The sequence below is a fragment of the Streptomyces sp. CAI-85 genome (assembly GCF_013363615.1).
GTDB lineage: Bacteria > Actinomycetota > Actinomycetes > Streptomycetales > Streptomycetaceae > Streptomyces > Streptomyces antibioticus_B.
This window is the reverse complement of sequence record NZ_JAANNX010000161.1, coordinates 1-2,293: the sequence shown is the minus strand read 5'-3', so window position 1 is coordinate 2,293 and position 2,293 is coordinate 1. Positions and strand designations below refer to the sequence as shown.

Genomic DNA, 2,293 nt, shown 5'->3' with positions numbered 1-2,293 from the left:
GCGTTGCCCAGGTTCAGCAGGCGGCCCTCGGACAGGACGATGAGGACCTTGCCGTCGGGGTAGGTCCAGGTGTGGACCTGCGGCTTGACCTCGTCCTTGACGATGCCGGGGGTCTTGGCGAGGCCGGCCATGTCGATCTCGTTGTCGAAGTGGCCGATGTTGCCGACGATGGCCTGGTGCTTCATCTTGGCCATGTCGGAGGCCATGATGATGTCCTTGTTGCCGGTCGTGGTGATGAAGATGTCGGCCTTGTCGACGACCTCGTCGAGGGTCGTGACCTGGTAGCCGTCCATTGCGGCCTGGAGGGCGCAGATGGGGTCGATCTCGGTGACGATGACGCGGGCGCCCTGGCCGCGCAGGGACTCGGCGCAGCCCTTGCCGACGTCGCCGTAGCCGAAGACGACGGCGGTCTTGCCGCCGATGAGGACGTCGGTGGCGCGGTTGATGCCGTCGATGAGGGAGTGGCGGCAGCCGTACTTGTTGTCGAACTTCGACTTGGTGACCGCGTCGTTGACATTGATCGCCGGGAAGAGGAGTTCGCCGTCGCGCTGCATCTCGTACAGGCGGTGGACGCCGGTGGTGGTCTCCTCGGTCACGCCGCGGATCTCCGAGGCGAGCTGGGTCCACTTCTGGGAGCCGTCGGTGATGGTGCGGTTGAGGAGTTCGAGGATGACGCGGTGCTCCTCGTTCTCGGCGGTGTCGACGGAGGGGACCTTGCCCTCCTTCTCGTACTGGACGCCCTTGTGGACGAGGAGGGTGGCGTCACCGCCGTCGTCCAGGATCATGTTGGGGCCGCCGGTGGGGCTGTTCGGCCAGGTCAGCGCCTGCTCCGTGCACCACCAGTACTCCTCCAGCGTCTCGCCCTTCCAGGCGAAGACCGGGACGCCCTGCGGGTCCTCGGGGGTGCCGTTGGGGCCGACGGCGACGGCGGCGGCCGCGTGGTCCTGGGTGGAGAAGATGTTGCAGGACACCCAGCGGACCTCGGCGCCCAGGGCGACCAGGGTCTCGATCAGGACGGCGGTCTGCACGGTCATGTGCAGCGAGCCCATGATGCGGGCGCCGGCCAGGGGCTGGGCGGCGGCGAATTCCTTGCGGATCGACATCAGGCCGGGCATCTCGTGCTCGGCCAGGGTGATCTCCTTGCGGCCGAACGCGGCCAGGGAGAGATCGGCGACCTTGAAGTCCTGTCGGCTGTCGACAGTCGTCATGGTGAGCTGCTCCTCGGAGGTTGGGTCGAGGTGTGGGTACGGCTGTTCTGCGCGGCGGCGGACACAGGGGTGCCCTGGTGGGGGCACGGGTGTGCCCTCGGTGCGCGCAGCGCAGTCCGTCGGAGGCCCTCTCTCCCTCGGTCGGTCCGCGTGGGACCGCCCGACCGCCATCAGCAGCGACGTCTGGCTCCGTTCCAAGCTACACCGGAGGCGGCGGGCGGCCCCAGTCCGCCGGGGATCGGATCGCGCCGATCACGGACGGTGAGGGGGAACGGCGACGGGGCCCGCCGGTGGTGCGGCGGGCCCCGTCGGGAGCGTGGGTGCAGGTCAGGTCAGTGGCCGGTGGGGTGCTGGGCCGGGCCGCCGGGAGTGGCGGAGGGGTCGGGGCCCTTGGCCGCCTCGGTCTCGCTGTAGATGTCGGGTTCGAGGTAGATCACGCGGGCGATGGGGACGGCCTGGCGGATGCGGGCCTCGGCGGCGTCGATGGCGGTGGCGATCTCGGTCGCGGTGTCGTCGTGCCGGACGGCGATCTTGGCGGCGACGAGGAGTTCCTCGGGGCCGAGGTGGAGGGTGCGCATGTGGATGACGCGGGTGACGGTGTCGCCGTCGACGATGGCGGTCTCGATCTTGTGGACCTCGTCGGTGCCGGCGGACTCGCCGAGGAGGAGGGACTTGGTCTCGGCGGCCAGGACGAGGGCGATGAGGACGAGGAGGACACCGATGCAGACGGTGCCGATGCCGTCCCAGACGCCGTCGCCGGTGAGGAGGGCGATGCCGACGCCGCCGAGGGCGAGGATCAGGCCGACGAGGGCGCCGAGGTCCTCCAGGAGGACGACGGGCAGTTCGGGTGCCTTGGCGCGGCGGACGAACTCGGTCCAGGAGTGGTCGCCGCGCAGCGGGTTGGACTCCTTGATGGCGGTGCGGAAGGAGAAGCTCTCGGCGATGATCGCGAAGACGAGGACGCCGACCGGCCAGTACCAGTGCTCGATCTCGTGCGGGTGCTTGATCTTCTCGTAGCCCTCGTAGATGGCGAACATGCCGCCGACGGAGAAGAGGACGATGGAGACGAGGAAGGCGTAGATGTA

2 protein-coding genes are annotated in these 2,293 nt (G+C 69.1%); both read right to left on the bottom strand.

Translation table 11 applies throughout. From position 1 onward, the window contains the following. A partial coding sequence (ahcY, locus tag G6W55_RS37380; RefSeq protein WP_175525035.1) for an adenosylhomocysteinase occupies positions 1 to 1,208 on the bottom strand: 1,208 nt, incomplete at its 3' end. Between the two features lie 332 nt (positions 1,209 to 1,540). Continuing rightward, positions 1,541 to 2,293, bottom strand: a 753-nt coding sequence (locus tag G6W55_RS37375) for a cation diffusion facilitator family transporter (protein WP_175525034.1), incomplete at its 5' end; no start/stop codon positions are given.